Genomic DNA, 19,157 nt, shown 5'->3' on the forward strand with positions numbered 1-19,157 from the left:
TAAGAGCTTCACATAGAAAAGGATGAGTTCACGCAGTTCTAACACGATGACTACCTGTTTCTAATCAGCAATACAAAAAAATTATTCACATTTTATTACAACAAAGTGCACTTTATATGCAATTTAAACAAATTTCATATTTACGATGTAAAGAAAATACTCCACACAAAAACTGTGTATTTAGTTGCCTAAAAAAGCAGAACCAACTTCATCAAAACCAACCAATAGAACCTGCATATAATCTTTGATGAATAAAAAAGATGCCACATGGGCATCTTTTATACTTAAACTGGTTTACTTAAAACGATTAAACGTCGTAAGTCGTAGACGCCGTATCGCCGCCTGTACCTGTCCAGTTAGTGTGGAAGAATTCACCACGTTTACGATCGATACGCTCGTAAGTGTGCGCACCGAAGTAGTCACGTTGAGCTTGCAGTAAGTTAGCAGGTAGACGCGCCGTCGTGTAACCGTCTAGGAACGTCAGTGCAGAAGTCGTACATGGCATTGGGATACCAGCTTCTAGAGACTTAGCTGCAACTTTACGCCATGCTGCTAGGCTGTTTTGTAGGATGCCTTTGAAGTAATCATCAGAACCTAGGAACGCTAGTTCAGGGTTTGCTTCGTATGCATCTCGGATATTGCCTAGGAATGCAGAACGGATGATACAACCACCACGCCACATTAGTGCAACGTTACCGTAGTTTAGATCCCAGCCGTTTTCGTTAGACGCTTCGCGCATTAGCATGAAGCCTTGAGCGTAAGAGATGATCTTAGACGCTAGAAGCGCTTGACGTAGTGCATCAACCCATTCTTGCTTGTCGCCTTCAACAGGTGTGATGGTTTTGCCGAACAGTTTTTCAGCTTCAACACGTTGGTCTTTCAGTGCAGATAGACAACGAGAGAATACAGACTCAGAGATTAGCGTTAGAGGAATACCTAGGTCTAGCGCGTTGATACCCGTCCATTTACCCGTACCTTTTTGGCCAGCTGTGTCTAGAATTTTCTCAACTAGCGGCTCGCCGTCTTCGTCTTTGTAGCCAAGGATGTCAGCGGTGATTTCAACAAGGTAGCTGTTTAGTTCTGTTTTGTCCCACTCGGCAAATACTGCTTGCATCTCGTCAGCAGACATACCAAGACCGTCTTTCATGAACTGGTAAGCTTCAGTAATTAACTGCATGTCGCCGTATTCGATACCGTTGTGAACCATCTTCACGAAGTGACCCGCACCATCGTTACCAACCCAGTCACAGCAAGGCTCGCCAGCATCAGTTTTTGCAGAGATACCTTGGAAGATAGGTTTAACCGCTTCCCAAGCCTCTGGAGCGCCGCCTGGCATAATAGATGGACCGAAACGTGCGCCTTCTTCACCACCAGATACACCAGTACCAATGAAGTGGATGCCTTGTTCACGCAGTGCAGCAACGCGACGGTTTGTATCAGGGTAATTTGTGTTACCACCATCGATGATGATGTCACCTTCATCTAGCAATGGAACAAGCGCTTCAATAAACTTATCAACCACGTCACCAGCACGAACCATCAACATCACTTTGCGTGGCGTTTCTAATTTCTCTACTAACTCTTCTAGAGAGTATGCACCAACGATGTTAGTGCCTTTTGCTGGACCTTCCAGGAACTCGTCTACTTTCGCAGCAGTACGGTTGTGAGCGACAACTTTAAAGCCGTGGTCGTTCATGTTTAGGATAAGGTTTTGACCCATTACCGCTAGGCCAATTACACCGATATCACCTTTCATTATTTCTCTCCAATTAATCTTTTAATGACGAGCAACGTGTTACGAAATTTTCGCAGCTGCATCTAAATCTAAGTACCACTCTGTGAGACCAGACTGGGATTGAACCTTTGCAGCTGGGTATGGCAGTGCCTCAGCTGGCGAACTGTTGATCTCTTCAACAATGTCTGCTTTCCCAGCGCCTAGTACCAAGTAGCTAATACGCTTCGCTGCTTCTAAAACGCGAGCGGTTTTTGACACACGAAGCTGACCCGATTCAGGGTGTGATGCAACTAGCGACAGATTCGCATCATCGTAATTCGTTTGTCCTGGGAACAAAGAAGCAGTATGACCGTCAGCGCCAACACCAAGTAGGATCCAATCGAACACTGGCGTACCGTGCAAAGATGGAATTGCGTCTAGCATTTCGTTAGCAAAACGTTCCGCTTCTACTTCTGGATCCTCTTCACCGCGAATGCGGTGGATGTTCTCAGTGGGCAGAGCAACTTTACTGAAAAGAAGCGCATTAGCCTCGCCATAGTTGCTTTCTGCATCATCCGGAGCAACACAGCGCTCATCACCCCACCAAAAGTGAAGGTTTTGCCATTGAACTGAAGTCGCGTACGCATCCGTCGCAAGTAAGTTGAAAAGCATTTTTGGCGTACTGCCACCAGAAAGCGAAATATGGATAGGCTTGCCCATTTCGCTGAATGCTTTCATGTCATTGGCAAGGCTTTCTACGACCTGCTCTGGTGTTTGATAAATCTTATGGTTGATCATAATTCACAGTAATCCGTATCTGTTAAATTTTTGCATGGGAAACGCCAAGCGCGATCACTACGCTGCAACAAGTCATCAGACTCTTTTGGTCCCCATGTACCGCATGCGTATCCAAAGAGTGACTGGGGATCTTGTTTGAAGTCTAGAATTGGCTGTACATACTGCCAACATGCTTCAACTGCATCACTGCGCGCAAACAACGTGGCATCACCGTTTAACGAGTCAAGAAGAAGACGTTCATAAGCGGTGAGCATTTGCGTTTCTTGAAGATCCGCATAATGGAAGTTCATTTTCACTTCTTTCGCTTTAAACCCAGCGCCTGGTTCTTTCAAACCGAAACTCATTTGGATGCCTTCATCTGGCTGAATACGAATAATCAGCTTATTTTCAGGTGCATTTTGGCCAAAAACAGGATGTGGTGTTTGCTTAAAGTGGATGACCACTTCCGTTACGCGTGTCGGCAGGCGCTTACCTGTACGAACATAAAAAGGCACACCATTCCAGCGCCAGTTATTAACGTAAGTTTTTAAACCGATATAAGTTTCTGTGCGCGAGTCGTCGGCAACACCAGGCTCTTCTCGATACCCAGGTAAGCTCTGCCCACGAACCTCTGACGCCGTGTATTGTCCCAACACAAGGTCGTTACGTAGTGCTTGGTCATCTAGCGGTTTAAGGCATTGCAGTACTTTCACTACTTCGTCACGCATAGCGTCAGCGTTAATTTGAGCTGGCGGTTCCATCGCGACCATTGCTAATACTTGAAGCAGGTGGTTCTGGAACATATCACGAACGGCACCAGAGTTATCATAATAACCACCTCGCTCTTCAACACCTAAGAACTCAGCACCTGTAATTTCAACATATTCGATGTAGTTACGGTTCCAAAGCGGCTCAAACATCGCATTTGAGAAACGAAGAACCAAAAGGTTCTGCACCGTTTCTTTACCTAAGTAGTGGTCGATTCGGTAGATCTGATGCTCTTGGAAATGTTCGTGTATTTCCGTATCAAGGGTACGCGCCGACTCGAGATCATAACCGAATGGCTTTTCGATGATTAATCGCTTCCAGCCATCTTCCTCGCTGTTTAAACCATGCGCTGCGAGGCTAGCTGGAATAACGCTGTAAAGGCTTGGAGGTGTTGCTAGATAGAAAAGCGTGTTGCGTTGATCATGACCATATTGAGCAGCTAACTCATCTAATCGTGTTGCTAACTTGCCATAATCTTGTGTATCAGAGGTGTTGATCGCTTGATAATGAAGATGGTTGATGAATGCGCTGAGCGTTTCTGGCTCAGTTTTTTCCATTTCTTTAAGTGATTTTTGCAGTTTTTCACGGTAAGACTCGTCACTGTATTCAGTGCGGCTGACTCCGAGAATCGTAAAGTTATCTGGAAGCTGTTTGCTCGCATAGAGGTGGTATAAAGCAGGAATCAACTTGCGATATGTTAGATCACCTGAAGCACCAAAAATAACGATGCTGCTGTTTTCTGGTATTACCATCATTCTTCCCTTAAAACGAGGTACTGATTGTATGCCCGGATACGGCTAAAAAGGAGGAAACCAACCTATCAATGGTACCTCAAAATAGAAAATTGGTCTTACCTATTACACTAATAGGTAAACTTTACTCAGGCCAATAATTGTTTATGAGCACAACCTTTAGCTCAAAGGAGTAGAGTCCGATTCGGGACAGTATTGTCCACGACAATTTGATTTACATCAATACTTTGAGAATGCAAACGTTTAAATAAGTTACAAAAACTCACATAACCAACTGTATTTTAATTATAAAAAAAGTTTCCCCTACTTTGCAGCTCATTTAACTCGGCACCCCAAGCAGGACAAAAAACCGCCACCCTGACAACATCGTCACGCTGTTTATAAGTCATGAAAAAAATCCACTCAACATTGTTGATAATGATTCTCAATATTAGATAATAAAGCTTATGATCATCAATAACAACCATGTATGAGTCTGAGCACTGTTAACACGAACGCAATTAATCGCATCCAAAAGTTGTTGGATTATATTCATCACAACCTAGAGTCACCACTCAGCGTTGATGAAATATCCCAAAAAAGCTGCTGGTCACGTTGGCAATTGCAACGTGTTTTCCAACAGCATACAGGAATGACCGTCGCGTCTTACGTCAGAGCCCTAAAATTGAGTCTCGCTGCAGAGAAGCTTATTCACAGCCGCGAGCGCTCGTTGGACATTGCTATAGACGTTGGATTTACTTCTGAAATTGCATTCAGCCGCGCTTTTAAGCAAATGTTCTCAATCAGCCCTAGAGAATACCGTAAAAGGCAGCAATTGACGGGCTTACGACAGCCGTTAACCGCAAAGCGGTCCTCTACGAGCTCACACCGCAGCGGACAATTTATTGAAGTGAAAGTGGAAACCAAACCATCGTTTCATCTCGCGGGTATTCATCAGCCCATCCGCGGGTTACTCTCCCCAACCCCCGACTTCCATCAAAAGGTTCCATCGGTCTGGAATACGCTCATGAGCAAAGGGATAGATGCGCCCCACTCATCACTTGGAGTGATTGATGTCGTAAACTCCAATTGCAATGCTGGTCTACTCGAATACTGGGCAGGATTTGAACTGAGCGAAGGTGCAAACAATGATCAGCTAGGAAAACTTCACTTAGACACTCTAGTCGTGCCTCATCAAACCTATGCGGTGATCACGCATGTAGGTAAAGTTTCTGAGCTAGCGAACACATTAACTTGGTTTATTCTCGAATGGCTCCCTAACTCCAACTATCGAGGCGTTGATGGATATGAGCTAGAAGTCTATCCGAGCAACTACAAGCTAAATGATGACAGCGCGAAAATGCATTACTGGCTTCCAATCAAATCACTGCAATGCAGCGGCAAGTCTTAATTTTATTTACACGCTTCGTTACTCGAATCAGATAAAGAGCGATTTGCACCAAATTGTTAAGTTTTCATTATTACTCTCTATAAAATAGAAATGACAATCATTATCAACAAAAAGTAGTAGCAGTAGTGGAAAACACAATTATGGATAAACAAACGCGACTTCGTCGGTCTCTGGTAGCAATAGTGGTATCAACAATGCTTGCCAGTCATGTTAGCGCAAGTGATGACATCACAAAGTACGACACCGTAACCGTGCTGGGTGAAACATATCGAAATACCGCCACCAAGACCGCACTCGAACCCTACGAAACGCCTCAAGCAATGACAACCTTAACCAAGGATGAGATGGATTTGCGCGGGGTCAGCTCCGTTGGAGAAGCATTGCGTTATGCCCCTGGAGTGAATACCGAGTTGCGTGGTGGCGCGGTAAGCCGTCTCGATTTATTCAATATTCGCGGATTCATTAATTACACTAATTTCTATGATGGACTGCCATTGTTGTACAACGGATGGAACCTACAACCGCAAATTGATGCGGTGGCACTAGAACAAATTGACGTGTTTAAAGGACCGACGTCTGTCCTTTACGGGAATATACCACCAGGTGGTATGGTTAATATCATCGCCAAAGCACCTCAATCCGAGTCTGCGCACTCAATATCAGTCGCCACAGGCACAAACAACCTTAAAGAACTGACGTTTGATAGCACAGGACAGCTTGGGGAGTCCAAAGTAGATTACCGCATCGTTGGTCTAGCTAAGCAGCGCAATGGTCAAGCTGATACATCAGAAAACGAGCGATACGTTCTTGCTCCCTCTCTGAACTGGCAAGCAACAGATGACACCCTCATCAACGTTAACCTTTACTATCAAAACGACCCATCAGCGGGGATTTATACCACGGTTCCGGCCTCCGGCTCTGTGGCTAAAAACCCTTTGGGTTCTATGTCGCCAAATACGTATCTAGGGGATGAAAACTGGAACACATATGAGCGCGAAGTGTTGATGTTTGGCTATAAGATTCAGCATGATTTCAACAGCAACTGGCAGTTTTTACAAAATGCTCGTTATATGGCTGCGGACGCATACCAAGAAAATACCTACAGCAACGCCTTAAACACCGATAACCGGACGGTTGGTCGAAATGCCTACCTGACCGATGAAACGTCCAAGTCTTTTGTCATCGACAACCAACTTTCAGGACTCGTTACAACTGGTCGTCTCGAACATAACCTACTGTTCGGCTTGGATTACCAACAGCTCGATTCAGAGGTAACATACAAAGACACGTTAGATTACTCGCTGACTCAGGATATTTTTAATCCCGATCACAACAGCATTAACCGCGAGACACTCAACTTCCCTTACCAACAAGACCTCGATATTAGTACCAAACAGATTGGTCTCTACTTTCAGGATCAAATGCGTTTCAATAAGCTAATAATGATTGCGGGACTTCGTTGGGATAAATACGAATCAGAAACAGATACAGAGAGTGATTACTTAGGATCGGTATCAGATGGTAAAGAAGAGCTTGACGATAACAACATTTCCTTCCGCGTCGGTGGCTTATACGAACTGGACGTCGGAGTTTCGCCTTATCTGACGTATTCGGAAAGTTTTGAGCCAATTGCTGGAGCAAATGCCGATGGCACTGCATTCGAACCATCCACTGGACATCAGTGGGAGTTTGGGTTGAAGTATGTACCAATGACCCGTTCACTGTCTGCCAACTTAGCGTTATTCCATATTACAAAGAAAAACGCGATATTAACGGATCCAAATGATCCTTATGCCCCCAATTATCAGGCAGGTGAAGTCATATCAAAGGGTGTGGAGCTCGAGACAAAATGGCAAGCGACACCGCAAGCAGATGTCACACTTGGATACAGCTATATTGATATGGAAATAACCAAGGACAACTACTACAACCAAGAGGGAAAAGTGCCAGTTTGGGTCCCAGAGCAAAGCGCTTCCTTATGGGCGAATTACTTCTTCGAAGGTACACTCAATGGCCTGCGCACAAGTGCCGGTGTCCGGTACGTGGGAGAAACACAACTCGATGCGCAAAACAGCGATCAAGTGCCAGATTATACACTGGTCGATTTAGCCGCGAGCTATGACTTTTCTTCTTCATCTCAATCCCTTGATGGTGCGAAAGTGACCATCTCCGCGAGCAATCTGTTCGACAAAGAATACTACTCGTGTTTTGACAGCAGTAACTGCTGGTTTGGGGCAGAACGTTCGATTGAAGCGAGGTTAGAGTATAACTTTTAGTCGGTCGACGAGCAGGTGAACACTCTTATCACACAAAAAAAGCGGTGGCGAAAGCTCGTCACCGCTTTTTGTGTTTTGTATTACTTTTGCATCATCTTTTATTTTTGAAGTGGCCGTTTTGAGTGTCAACGAATCACTTTTTTATAGCACCTTTCTGGGCGCCCTACTGTCCCATAGTTTAAATCGGCCTCTAGTTCACCGGCACTGATCAAGTATTCCAGATATCGTCTTGCTGTTGTTCTGCTTGCCCCAATTCTTAGGCCTGCTTCGTCAGCTGTCAGTGATTCACTGCCGGTAAATAGCTCCCGAATTTTATCCAAGGTTACGCCGTCAATCCCTTTTGGTAAACGTTTAACCGCACTATCAGACATATCGCTTGAGCGTAGCATTTGGTCGACCAAGTTTTGGTCCAAACTTTTCATTACATCCAGTTGTTGACGCTGAGCAATGTATTTTTTAAGAGCAGCATCTAAACGGGGAAACATAACGGGCTTGAGCAGATAGTCTACAACGCCTCCTCGCATCGCTTGTTGCAAGGTATCCACGTCTCTCGCGGCAGTAATTAAAATAACATCGCAAGTCAGGTTACTCGAACGCAATGTATTGAGAATTTCTAATCCCGTTCCATCAGGAAGATAAACATCCATCAACAATAAGTCCGGTTTAAGGATGTCAATCTGCATTTCTGCTTCCATACGCGACGTTGCAATACCTACCACATCCAAACCATCAAGTTGGCTTAGATACTTATGATGTAACTCCGCAATTGCCAAATCATCCTCAATGATCATGACTCGAGTCGCGTTACTCATACTTGTTCTTCCTTCGGCAAATACACAGTAATTATTGTTCCTTGTTGTGAATTAGGTAGTAGCTCAACGTGGCCGTGATAACGTATCGCGAGTTGATTAACCAAATGCAAACCAACGCCACGGTTATGCCGAGATTTCGTTGAAATGCCTTTTTCGAAAAGCATTTGAGGCTCTATATCGCTAGGCAAACCACAACCATGATCGCTTACTTCTAGAATAACTTCGTTACCATAATCGCTGATCGAAACATCAATGTTCCTGCGGTCAGCCGCCACGTTCGGTTCGTCGCGAATCGCCGTCATAGTTGCATCAAACGCGTTATCAATGAGATTGCCCAAAATTGTCACGAGATCTTCTGCATTTAACCACTCAGTCAATGGTTCTAAACGGCTTCCCTCCTCTACTACTAATTGCAATCCTAGCTCTCGCGCTCGTTCTGTTTTGCCCAGTAGCATCCCAGCGATTAAAGGATCTTTGATCGTATCTCTCAAAAACTCGATCATGGCTTGGTAGTGAGCGGCTTCTTGCCCAATTAACTTTTGCACTTCTTCCAACTCACCCATTTGTACAAGGCCACTAATGGTGTTGAGTTTGTTTCTATGCTCATGAGTTTGAGAACGTAAGAGATCGGCATACTCTTTGGTTTGCGACAATTGTTCTGTAAGTTCGTTGATTTCATCACGCAAACGAAAACTCGAAACGGCACCAACAATTTTACCATCAACATTGATAGGGCTACGGTTGGCAATCAACCGCTTGTGATTCAAGAATATCTCAATGTCATGATCTTCTTGTCCGGTTTCTAATACCGTATACAAATCACTATCAGGAATCGTATCGGTAAGCGGTTTATTGAGTGCGGCGTCTCGCTCTATTCCCAAGATCTGACACGCACTGCGATTTATTGAACGTAGTACGCCTTGTGAATCAATACTTAGCACTCCCTCTTTAATCGTGCCCATGGTCACTTCTAATTCGCCATACAGCCGACCAATTTCCTCTGGTTCAAAGCCCAAAATAGCGCGCTGAAATCTGCGAGACGCATAGTTTGACACCAGTGCGTTCGCGACCACCACAATGACAACCATGAGTATTAAAAAAGCTAAAAACGGTTCAATTCGATCTTGCAGCCTATCCAGCAAATAGCCTACAGACACGACACCAATGACATTCCCTTCCAAGTCAAAGACCGCCGCTTTACCACGAATAGAAAACCCTAGCGAACCCTTTGCCGTCGAAACATAAGAAAGGCCTTCTTCAAGAGCTCGTCGGTTGTCTCCTCCTTTCATTGGCTTGCCGATGCGATCCTCGACTGGGTGAATCAGACGTACACCGTCCTTATCTCCAATCACAATAAAAGCAGCACCGATAGCATCTGTAAGCTCTAAAAATCGGGCCTGATAAGCCTCTCCGTTTTGACTTTGTACGATTTCACGCACAATCGATGAACTCGCTAGGAAACGGGCTACGCCAAGCGCTTTCTCACCCATTTCTTGTTCTTGGTTTACTTTTAAATAGGTGACACCGGCTGCAACCAGCACCAATAACTCAATCAACCCTGAGAGCGTCATAATTATCAGCATACGCTTTCTAAAGCTGATCGTGCTCCAACTCATGAGTTGTTCCTTTTCATTAAACTTCCGAGGTGAAACTTAACATTTAACTAACAGTCAAGCTGTCGCAAAATCATAAATTTGTGAAGAGTAAAGAGTTATATGCGTATCTGATTCGACCAACACCACTCGTAGAGCAACGTTTCCTCTATTCAGTACACTGATTGGACCGAAATCCATGAGTGCGGTCACGTCATATTTTTGATGAATGTTGAAGCATTTTTAGATTTTCAGGCGTATACTTTTTATTCAAATAAGCCAAAGGAGCCGTTTGATAAAGCAGTGGAAATCGGAAGTCTAAAACAAGCTCAACATACCTGTCAGTCATTTCAATTAATAAACTAAAAAACTTCAAAATACTGACTATATAACAAATGTTTAGACACCACCTGCATACTGAAAACTATAAACAGAGGTGTATTTATAGTTATAAGGAACACCAAAAATGGAACGTGATAGTTTGGGAATTTGCCTTAATAAGGCCATGTTGTCGGATAATATGTATTCAACTTTTACTCATGTAAGAGCTTATGAGAAAAAAGATGGAGGCACATTAGACTTTAAAGTGCTGATGTCCTTCCCTCAAATGAGCGGTAAGGACTTGTTGAATACTATACGAGGCTCACGACAACTGGAGTGGAGAGCGGAGTTTCACTGCCCTTGCAAAAAATAATGCAACCTACAAGTAACATCCCGTAAAGTAGGTAGTTAAAGAATTATGAGACGTTTTGTACCTTTGTAGACAATGTGTATAAACACATAAGCAAAGTGTATAAACACAAGTGCATATAAACGCAAACGTGCGAACGTCTCAAAGTTCTACGCGACTCTGTGATTGTATAAACGCGGTTAATACTTAACACGCAATGTTTATTGCTTTATATTAGAGCCAATACTCTACAATAAGAGCCATTATGAAACTTACTGGAAAATTTTGGCTACTAGGCCTTATCACTTGTGTCCTTTCTCCGGCTAGCTACGCTTCACGCATTACTTTCGACAACGCATGGCAAGTGCTATTAGAAAACAACTTTTCTCTGAAAGCGCAACAAGCAACGTGGAAAACTATCAGTATCAACAGGGGGCGACCAGCAACCTTAACTTACCTCAAGTGACTGTTGGAGCAAACTACACTCGCCTCGACACTGATGTGACACTATCGGGTAAGCAAATCCTGGACAGCACCGGCACTAACCTATCAATACCTGCCGCTTTTCAGCCTATTTTTAGTGGCCTTGCTAGCACCACGTCAACCATTACCGAGCAAGATATTTTTTCTTCGTCTATTCGAGCTATATGGCCAATCTTTACTGGTGGTCGAATTTCTGCTGCGCAATCTGCAGCAGCAGGAAAAACAGAAGAAGCGAAAAGCCAGCTTAAGATGGAGCAACAGGCACGTTTTGAGGATTTATCAAAATATTATTTTTCTGTTGTACTGGCGCAAGAAGTGTTAACAACACGAGAAATGGTCGAGAATGGCTTAAAGAAACACAGAGACTTTGCGGTAAAGCTCGAAGAACAAGGTCAAATAGCACGAGTTGAACGTCTTCAAGCAGAAGCGTCTTTAGATAAAGCATCGGTAGAACGACGGAAAGCGGCCAGTGACTTAAGCATTGCCCAAGCTGCCCTTGGTAAACTCCTTGCGGTAAATGATGTGGTTGAACCGTCAGAGTCGTTGTTCATAAACGATCATCTCCCTCCTCTCAGCGCATTTACACAACAGACATTGCAGACCTATCCTGGTTTAGCTCTGCTCGACGCCAAACACAAACAAGCCACCAGCTTACTCAAAGCAGAAAAAGGCAAATATTATCCCGATGTGTACTTATACGGTGATTACACCTTGTATGAAGATGACTCCCTTGCTAGTCAGCTTAAACCCGATTGGCTCGTTGGTGTTGGTGTCAACGTGCCATTAATTGAATCGTCTGGACGAAGCGAAAAAGTGAAAGCGGCACAAAGTGTACTTTCACAAGTCAATGCTTTGAAATCCCAAGCTAAGCAAGATCTCTCTTTATTGGTTCAAAAGACCTACCTAGAAGCACAACAAGCAATCGATGAGGTTAAAGGGCTGGAGTCTAGCATCTCTTTAGCGAACGAAAATTTACGGCTCAGAGAAAAAGCGTTTACCCAAGGGCTTTCTTCTTCACTGGATGTTGTCGACGCTCAGCTTTACGTCGCGAGTATAGAGACACAAATCTCAGCGGCACGCTTCCGCTACTTAGTATCATTAACCAAACTGTTGGCACTCAGCAACGAGATGAACAGCTTCCAACAATATCAAAACACCGCCTATTCTCCTGCTATTCAATCCAAAGAGGTTCAATAAAGTATGGCAACAAAATCATTGAAACCCGTCTTACTATCGCTTTGTGCTTTGGGTATTACCTCTTGGGTTGGCTATCAGTTTTACCAAGCCTATCAGCCAAGCCCAGTTCGCCTTCAAGGTTTGATTGAGGCACAGCAATACAGCATTTCATCGAAAGTACCGGGGCGTATTGACCAGGTTCTTGTGCGTAAAGGCGAAGAGGTTCAAAAAGGCCAACTTATTTTTACGCTTCATAGCCCAGAAATAGAGGCCAAATTGGAGCAAGCAAAAGCAGGTGAAAAAGCGGCAGACGCACTCGCACAAGAAGCAGAAAACGGCGCTCGCGATCAACAAATCCGGGCCGCCAAAGATCAATGGTTGAAAGCAAAAGCCGCCGCCAACTTACGAGAAAAAACCTATAACCGAGTCAATAACTTGTATGAAGATGGCGTTGTTGCGGAACAAAAGCGCGATGAAGCGCTCACTCAATGGCAAGCCGCAAAGTACACGGAAAGTGCCGCTTTTCAAATGTACGAAATGGCAAGAGAAGGCGCCCGAAGCGAAACAAAAGTAGCCGCAGCCGAGAAAGCACGTATGGCATCCGGTGCTGTAGCAGAGGTGGAAGCGTATGCGAAAGACACCCAAATACACAGCTGGTTTGACGGTGAAGTGTCTCAAGTACTGCTACAAAGTGGAGAACTGGCTCCGCAAGGCTTTCCTGTCGTTACCGTGATCGACACCAAAGATGCATGGGCCACACTGAATGTCCGTGAAGATCTTTTAAAGTACTTCTCAAAAGGTTCGACATTTGAGGCGTACTTGCCTGCACTAGACCAAAACATTGAGTTTAAAGTCACGCACGTGGCTGCAATGGGAGATTTTGCAACTTGGCGTGCGACAGATGCCTCGCAAGGGTTTGACCTCAGAACGTTTGAAGTCGAAGCAAGACCCACTCAGCAACTCGATGCTACGTTGCGCATGGGTATGAGCGTCGTTGTTGAACTTTAACGATATTCATACGGTCGAGACGATGACAATTCATATTTCACAGCGGCATGTCTTACAGCACGATAAATGGCTGTTATCCTGTTTGACTTGTATCCCCCTTTTGCTTGCGTTGATCATTTGGGGCGTATTCTCATCAGGCATTGCCCGTGACTTGCCCATGGGGATCGTGGACCTGCAACATTCGCAGCTGTCACGTCAACTCACGCAAACGTTAGACGCTTCTTCTGCCTTAGATGTGCGCTATGCATATGCTGATGCAAGCGAAGCCAAAAATGCGATGATCAATGGTAAAATCTACGCATACGCGGTTATCCCGCCAAGGTTCGACCAAGACATTCTGCAACACCGACAGCCACAACTCTCGGTATTTTATAACAGCCAATATATTTTGGTGGCTAAGTTGATCAACTCGGCAGTTGTACAAGCTCAAGGCTATTTTGACGCTCAACTCGAAGTCATGAATCGACTTGCAAAAGGAAATACAACCGCACTGTCAGCGATTGGAAACACTGTTGCAGTATCCACTCAAGTCACAGCCCTGTTTAATCAGAACAACAACTATGCACAGTTTCTCGTAACCGCTATCGTGCCGGCGATTTGGCAGATTTGTATCGTGGTCAGTACAATACTGGTTCTCGCCGCAAATTTTCGCATTTACGGACATAAAAATGGTTTCGAGTTTCTTGGTAATCAACCCTACGCTCGAACGTTTATGATTTTAGGACAATACATTCCAGTATTTATGGTGCAAGGTGCACTGTATTTGTATTGGTTCTATGGATTACTTGACTGGCCAATGGCGGGCAGTTTTTTGGTGTTAGTTTTGGCGCAACTCGCCACAGTTATCGCCTGTATCATCATGGGAGCGTTGTTTTTCTTTCTAACAATGGACCCAGCTCGAGCAATGAGTTTTGCTGGTGCATTTACTGCACCTAGTTTTGCTTTTATGGCATCACGTTTCCTGTATCAGACATGAATACACTCGCCATGCTTTGGCGCTCGTTCTTGCCCATCAGTCACTACATCGAAATTCAAGTAGAACAAGCAAACTATGGTGCACAAATAGCGCAATCCCTCAGTCACTTATGGCCAATGAGCGCGTATATTGTGCCTTTGTTAACCACTGTAGCTTTAATGGGCAAACACCGCAGCGCGACTCATAAACGCCAACATGAGGAGATAGCATGACGCTCTGGCAATTGATTAAGGCAGAAATCCGCTCGGTAATGACAAATCCAGTGGTGACCTTAACGGTCTTTGGTGGGGTTGTGTTCTATTCGTTCTTGTACCCACTGCCTTACACGCAACAAACGCCAAGAGAACAGTCCATTGCCATCGTTAACCTCGATGGTAGCCAAACGAGTTTTAAACTAGAGCGAATGGTAGACGCAACGCCTCAAGTAAGCGTCGTTTCGAGGCTAAGCACCATTGAGGATGCCAAATATGCGTTCTTAAAGCGTGATATCACGGGGTTCTTAGTCATTCCCGAACACTTTTATAAAGATCTACTGCTGGGGAAAAGCCCAACCTTAGCCTATGCAGCGGATGCTTCGTATTTTTTGGTCTATGGTACTGTTGTAGAAGGGTTAGCAAAAGCGGGCGGAACCTTAGGTGCGCAAGTCAAAGTGAGTAAGATGTTGATTGATGGCACGCCCCTTAGTCTAGCAAGCCATAACAACTCAGCAATTAAGCTCAATATGAAACCGACATTTAACCCCACAATGGGCTATATCGATTACGTTGTTCCTGCTGTGTTTGTCCTTATTTTACAGCAAACATTGATAATGGCAGTGGGCTTACAAACCGGTTCACAACGTCTCGGAAAAGGCTACTGGTCACAAGCCTCAATCCCTGCTTTGTTGTTGGTCAGGACCTTGGTTTTCGTTGTCATTTATTACGTTCTCAGCGCCTATTACTTTGGTATAAGTTTCGAACGCTTAGATGTCAATCACATTGGCAAAGCCGGCGAGCTACTGACATTGCTGTTACCATTTCTGCTAAGTAGTTGTGGATTAGGTTTCTGGCTTGGCACTCTATTACCTCGCGAGAACTGGTCACACTGGTTGTGCTGGTTAGTTCCATGCCGTTGGTCTTCCTCGCAGGCTTCATTTGGCCAGTGGAATCCATTCCAAGCCCCCTACTTTGGATAGCAGATTTGAGTCCAAGCACTTGGGCTATCAAAGGCTTTCTTGCTCTTAATCAAATGGGCGCAACATGGCAACAAGTTGCGACCCATTGGACCGCTCTGTGGTTGCTTACTGTGTTATGGGGTGGGATTGCGTATTGGCGAGCGAGAAGAGTTTAAACGCTCAACTCGCGTAATGCGGCTATCGCATCCTCTGCCTTAGCGGACGGTACAAAGATGTGATCGTGATAAAAAGCAGCGATCACATTGGCACTGATTCCTTTTGACGCAAGTTTGGTGGCAACCGCAGCCGTTAAACCTACCGCGTCAAGGCTGGAGTGCACCGTTAATGTAATCTGCTTGAAGCTTCCATCAAACGCCAACCCTGCATCCAAAGCTACCGATTTTTCGAGTACAAGTGTTAAACCTTCTGCTTCTTTAAAAGTCGCAACAGGATCAAATGATACATAATCTGCTATCTCATCTGTTACAGAGCAAAACACGAACTCTGGCTCCAATAAATGGGGACTTAATGATTTTAATAAGTCATCTAACTGGGTTATCCCTGCCATTCAACTGCTCTCCACAACAAAACACTTAACACTAAATTTAACATCGCACTGAGTGCCTTAAGCTTTCTTTACGAATTTAGCGGTGACCATCATCTCACCAGCACCGTCCACTTTACAATCGAGCTGATGGTCTTTGCCTTCGACAATACGTCTGATAACCGCTTTGGTACCAATTTTTAACACAAGAGAGCTGCCTTTCACCTTTAGGTCTTTGGCGAGAGTCACTTTATCGCCTTCCGCTAACAAAGTACCATTTGCGTCTTTAACGCTAAACCCCTCTTCAACTTCGGAAGGGTCCCACTCGTGACCACATTCTGGACAGATAAGATGGTTTTGGTCTTGATAAACGTACTCTGATTGACAGTTTGGACATGGAGGAAAAGACATAACTACCTATTTTAAATTACTATTTAAGAGACACATTCTAGTTTTAGAACATATTCAGTTTGGCTGTGCTAATAAATCCCGTTAATGAGCATCTGCAAGATGCTCCTAACATAACAGACACTAGAGATAAAACCACTACGTGATATGGTTAAATTGGTAATGCATTTCGATTAACTGATGTTCTCCGACGATTTCAACATCTTGAATAAACACAAAACCAAACTGTTCATAATAGTCACGTAAATAGCCATGGGCATGAATTTCTATTGAACTTATTCCGTGATTTCTCGCGTACTCCATTAATGACCGAACAACATTAGACGCAATGCCCATTCCTCGATAGGTTTTAGTTACCGCAACTCGAGCCATAACAGAAGAGTTCTCTGCTGTTATCGTTAATCGAGCAGTCGCAACGAGTGCCTCATTTTCAGTAACTAATGCATGAACAGACTCTTCATCTAACCCATCTAAATCCAGCTCTTTAGGAATATTTTGTTCAACAGTAAACACCTGATGACGAATAGCTTGCGCCTTTTGTATCAATTCTGGGCTATTTCCAATTACAGTTTTCATTGCAACCTCTCAGCGATTTAATGCCCATTCCACACCATGCGCTGCATGAATTTCTGTCGTGTCGTACAAAGGCACATCGGTATCGCTTTGCTTAACCAATAGTGCAATCTCAGTACAGCCTAAGATCACCGCTTGTGCGCCTTGAGCATGTAAGTTGCCAATGATTTCTACATAGCGCTTTCGTGAATCGTCATTAATAACACCTTGGCAAAGCTCTTGATAAATAACTTCGTGAACCACCGATTGTTCACTGCTGGAAGGAACAATAACTTCGATTCCAAACTTTTCAGAGATCCTTCCCTTGTAAAAATCTTGTTCCATTGTGAAGCGCGTCCCTAACAGGCCTACTTTTGTGATGCCATCTCGAATTAGGCTTTGTGCCGTAGCATCAGCAATATGCAATATAGGAATAGATATCTGCGCCTCAATCTCTGGTGCGACTTTATGCATGGTGTTAGTGCAAATCATTAAAAAATCCGCACCGCCTCGTTCTATGGACTTTGCGGCATCTGAGAGTAACACACCTGTTTCTGACCATTTACCTTGATGTTGTAGTTGCTCTATTTCTGCAAAATCTACGCTATATAGACAGATCTTTGCTGAATGTAATCCGCCGAGACGAGACTTAACGCCTTCGTTTAGCGCTTTATAGTAACTGGCCGTTGACTCCCAGCTCATCCCACCGAGTAATCCAATTGTCTTCATCTATCGTCCTTCTATAATCAAGTAACCACAAGTACTTGTTCAGCAAATATCTTTAGCGTTAATCTGCCAACGGTAATCCATTTGACGGGCCACCTTTTTAGCTAACCCTTCACTAACTAGCTTTGCAACAAGATGTAAACTCATATCAATACCAGCAGAGATACCAGCCGATGTTGTATATTTCCCTGAACTGACCCAACGTTGGTTTCCTATGACCGTTAATGCAGGAAAGCGACGAGCCAAATCGGAAATATCCTCCCAATGCGTTGTCACTGTTAACCCATTCAACAAATCTGCGCTAGCCAATAAAAACGCGCCAGTACAAACGGAAGCGACGTGTTCAGCGTGTTGAGCGGACGAATTGATCCAACTCAGTACATTTTGCTTTGTCATTTCTTCTGTATGGATACCACCAACAACGACCAGTAAATCAATATTCGGATGATCGTCAATAGCGTAATGTGGCAAGACAGTAAAACCACCACGCGCGACAACCGGTGCCGAATTTTCAGAAACCAAAAATACGTTCCAATCGTTGTTATCTAATCGCTTTGCGGTACTAAACACCTCAAAGGGACCGGAAAAATCCAATACCTCGGCGTCGTCGTAAATATAAATTCCAATGTTCATCAACACTCCATGTTTTATGGTCGCTATTAATCTTGAAACAGAATTGGCCGTTCACACTGCTTTATGATCGATCCGCCAAAACGGACGTAAATAAACGGTGATCCATGTTAAAAACTCATCAAGAAAAGGAAATCACCATGTTTAAACGATACGTCACACTAGCATATCTATTCGCTGCAACACTAGTCTTGCCATTGAGTGCCTATGCTCACAATCATGGTATGAAAAAAGACATTGTCGATACTGCCATCGAAAATGGTTCGTTTACTACACTCGTCGCGGCAGTAAAAGCGGCGGATTTGGTCGACACATTGAAAGGCGATGGCCCCTTAACCGTATTTGCCCCTACAGATGAAGCGTTCGCTAAACTTCCCGAAGGCACAGTTGAAACACTGTTGAAACCAGAAAACAAAGACAAGCTTGTCGCCATTCTGACTTATCATGTTGTACCAGGAGAAGTGATGGCGGCCGATGTTGTCAAAATGGATACGGCAAACACCGTACAGGGAGGTGAAGTAAAAATCACGGTTGATGGCGATATGGTGATGATAAACGATGCCAACGTTGTCGCTGCCGATGTAAAAGCGAGTAACGGCGTGATTCACGTCATTGATACCGTATTGATGCCTGAATAAGATTGTCACTCACCTTGAACTGAAAGGTTGGTCCCAAGGGCGGGACTGTAACAATAGGGCGTCAAACTATAACAAAAAGAGGCATAAGCAAAAAAGGGGCATAAGCCCCTTT

At 44.3% G+C, this 19,157-nt stretch carries 15 protein-coding genes and 3 pseudogenes; 8 read left to right on the top strand and 10 right to left on the bottom strand.

From position 1 onward, the window contains the following. Window positions 1-307: 307 nt before the first annotated feature. Genes gnd through zwf form a run of 3 tightly spaced genes read right to left on the bottom strand, consistent with a single transcriptional unit; the run spans window position 308 to window position 4,011 of the window. Window positions 308-1,756 carry a decarboxylating NADP(+)-dependent phosphogluconate dehydrogenase gene (gnd, locus tag SU60_RS19790; RefSeq protein WP_041157027.1) on the bottom strand — a complete coding sequence of 483 codons (1,449 nt, stop codon included), beginning with the start codon at window positions 1,754-1,756 and terminating at the stop codon, window positions 308-310. Between the two features lie 39 nt (window positions 1,757-1,795). Next, window positions 1,796-2,512, bottom strand: coding sequence for a 6-phosphogluconolactonase (gene pgl / locus SU60_RS19795; RefSeq protein WP_041157028.1), 717 nt, complete (start codon window positions 2,510-2,512; stop codon window positions 1,796-1,798). Then, window positions 2,509-4,011 carry a glucose-6-phosphate dehydrogenase gene (gene zwf / locus SU60_RS19800; protein WP_041157029.1) on the bottom strand — a complete coding sequence of 501 codons (1,503 nt, stop codon included), beginning with the start codon at window positions 4,009-4,011 and terminating at the stop codon, window positions 2,509-2,511. Before zwf ends, pgl begins: the two co-directional genes overlap by 4 nt. 469 nt (window positions 4,012-4,480) lie before the next feature. Between zwf and SU60_RS19810 the strand changes: the two genes are divergently transcribed. After that, window positions 4,481-5,401, top strand: coding sequence for an AraC family transcriptional regulator (locus SU60_RS19810; protein ID WP_041157031.1), 921 nt, complete (start codon window positions 4,481-4,483; stop codon window positions 5,399-5,401). Between the two features lie 140 nt (window positions 5,402-5,541). Next, window positions 5,542-7,677: a TonB-dependent siderophore receptor gene (locus tag SU60_RS19815; protein WP_041157032.1), complete on the top strand. Its 2,136-nt coding sequence runs from the start codon at window positions 5,542-5,544 to the stop codon at window positions 7,675-7,677. A 125-nt stretch (window positions 7,678-7,802) separates the two neighbouring features. Here SU60_RS19815 and SU60_RS19820 read toward each other — a convergent pair whose 3' ends face one another. After that, window positions 7,803-8,489 carry a response regulator gene (locus SU60_RS19820; protein WP_041157033.1) on the bottom strand — a complete coding sequence of 229 codons (687 nt, stop codon included), beginning with the start codon at window positions 8,487-8,489 and terminating at the stop codon, window positions 7,803-7,805. Then, the gene (locus SU60_RS19825; RefSeq protein WP_041157034.1) at window positions 8,486-10,105 is read right to left on the bottom strand and encodes an ATP-binding protein; all 1,620 of its coding nucleotides are present in this window, start codon (window positions 10,103-10,105) and stop codon (window positions 8,486-8,488) included. Before SU60_RS19825 ends, SU60_RS19820 begins: the two co-directional genes overlap by 4 nt. A gap of 442 nt (window positions 10,106-10,547) precedes the next feature. On the opposite strand from SU60_RS19825, the gene SU60_RS19830 reads away from it, so the two are divergent. The 5 genes and pseudogenes from SU60_RS19830 to SU60_RS19850 all read left to right on the top strand — a co-directional run bounded on the left by SU60_RS19830 (window position 10,548) and on the right by SU60_RS19850 (window position 15,723). Beyond that, window positions 10,548-10,775, top strand: coding sequence for a hypothetical protein (locus tag SU60_RS19830; RefSeq protein ID WP_041157035.1), 228 nt, complete (start codon window positions 10,548-10,550; stop codon window positions 10,773-10,775). Window positions 10,776-11,016: 241 nt separating this feature from the next. Then, a pseudogene (locus tag SU60_RS19835) lies at window positions 11,017-12,431 on the top strand (TolC family protein). A 3-nt stretch (window positions 12,432-12,434) separates the two neighbouring features. Beyond that, entirely contained in the window at window positions 12,435-13,418 is a 984-nt protein-coding gene (locus SU60_RS19840) for an HlyD family secretion protein (RefSeq protein WP_041157036.1), read from the top strand. A 22-nt stretch (window positions 13,419-13,440) separates the two neighbouring features. Beyond that, window positions 13,441-14,606: pseudogene (locus SU60_RS19845) on the top strand (ABC transporter permease). Next, a pseudogene (locus SU60_RS19850) lies at window positions 14,603-15,723 on the top strand (ABC transporter permease). Before SU60_RS19845 ends, SU60_RS19850 begins: the two co-directional pseudogenes overlap by 4 nt. Here SU60_RS19850 and SU60_RS19855 read toward each other — a convergent pair. The 5 genes from SU60_RS19855 to SU60_RS19875 all read right to left on the bottom strand — a co-directional run bounded on the left by SU60_RS19855 (window position 15,720) and on the right by SU60_RS19875 (window position 18,410). Continuing rightward, complete coding sequence (locus tag SU60_RS19855; RefSeq protein ID WP_041157037.1) at window positions 15,720-16,115, bottom strand: ACT domain-containing protein; 396 nt, start codon at window positions 16,113-16,115, stop codon at window positions 15,720-15,722. The pseudogene SU60_RS19850 and the gene SU60_RS19855 sit on opposite strands and share 4 nt — an antisense overlap. A 57-nt stretch (window positions 16,116-16,172) precedes the next feature. Then, window positions 16,173-16,502: a zinc ribbon domain-containing protein YjdM gene (locus tag SU60_RS19860; RefSeq protein WP_041157038.1), complete on the bottom strand. Its 330-nt coding sequence runs from the start codon at window positions 16,500-16,502 to the stop codon at window positions 16,173-16,175. Window positions 16,503-16,637: 135 nt separating this feature from the next. Beyond that, the gene (locus tag SU60_RS19865; RefSeq protein ID WP_041157039.1) at window positions 16,638-17,075 is read right to left on the bottom strand and encodes a GNAT family N-acetyltransferase; all 438 of its coding nucleotides are present in this window, start codon (window positions 17,073-17,075) and stop codon (window positions 16,638-16,640) included. 9 nt (window positions 17,076-17,084) lie between these two features. Next, the gene (locus SU60_RS19870) at window positions 17,085-17,780 is read right to left on the bottom strand and encodes an aspartate/glutamate racemase family protein (protein ID WP_041157040.1); all 696 of its coding nucleotides are present in this window, start codon (window positions 17,778-17,780) and stop codon (window positions 17,085-17,087) included. Window positions 17,781-17,819: 39 nt separating this feature from the next. Continuing rightward, complete coding sequence (locus SU60_RS19875) at window positions 17,820-18,410, bottom strand: DJ-1/PfpI family protein (RefSeq protein WP_041157041.1); 591 nt, start codon at window positions 18,408-18,410, stop codon at window positions 17,820-17,822. A gap of 137 nt (window positions 18,411-18,547) precedes the next feature. Between SU60_RS19875 and SU60_RS19880 the strand changes: the two genes are divergently transcribed. Next, a complete protein-coding gene (locus SU60_RS19880; RefSeq protein ID WP_041157042.1) occupies window positions 18,548-19,045 on the top strand; it encodes a fasciclin domain-containing protein in 498 nt (165 codons plus the stop codon). The last annotated feature ends 112 nt before the right edge of the window (window positions 19,046-19,157 follow it).

The sequence above is a fragment of the Vibrio mytili genome, from assembly GCF_000830505.1.
GTDB lineage: Bacteria > Pseudomonadota > Gammaproteobacteria > Enterobacterales > Vibrionaceae > Vibrio > Vibrio mytili.